We start from the raw sequence: 207 nt of genomic DNA, 5'->3' as shown, positions 1-207 counted from the left end.
AGACCGATAGCGGACGAGTACCGTGAGGGAAAGATGAAAAGTACCCCGGGAGGGGAGTGAAAGAGTACCTGAAACCGTGTGCCTACAAGCCGTCAGAGCTCACTTGTTGGGTGATGGCGTGCCTTTTGAAGAATGAGCCTGCGAGTTAGTGCTGCGTGGCGAGGTTAACCCGTGTGGGGTAGCCGTAGCGAAAGCGAGTCTGAATAG

1 rRNA gene is annotated in these 207 nt (G+C 55.1%); it reads left to right on the top strand.

The annotated features are described in order from the left end of the window. Window positions 1–207, top strand: a 23S ribosomal RNA gene (locus tag OO60_RS44415); the annotation flags it as partial.

Origin of the sequence: Amycolatopsis vancoresmycina, assembly GCF_000716785.1 — a bacterium.
Classification (GTDB): Bacteria; Actinomycetota; Actinomycetes; order Mycobacteriales; family Pseudonocardiaceae; genus Amycolatopsis; species Amycolatopsis vancoresmycina.
This window is presented reverse-complemented; position numbering and strand designations above follow the sequence as displayed.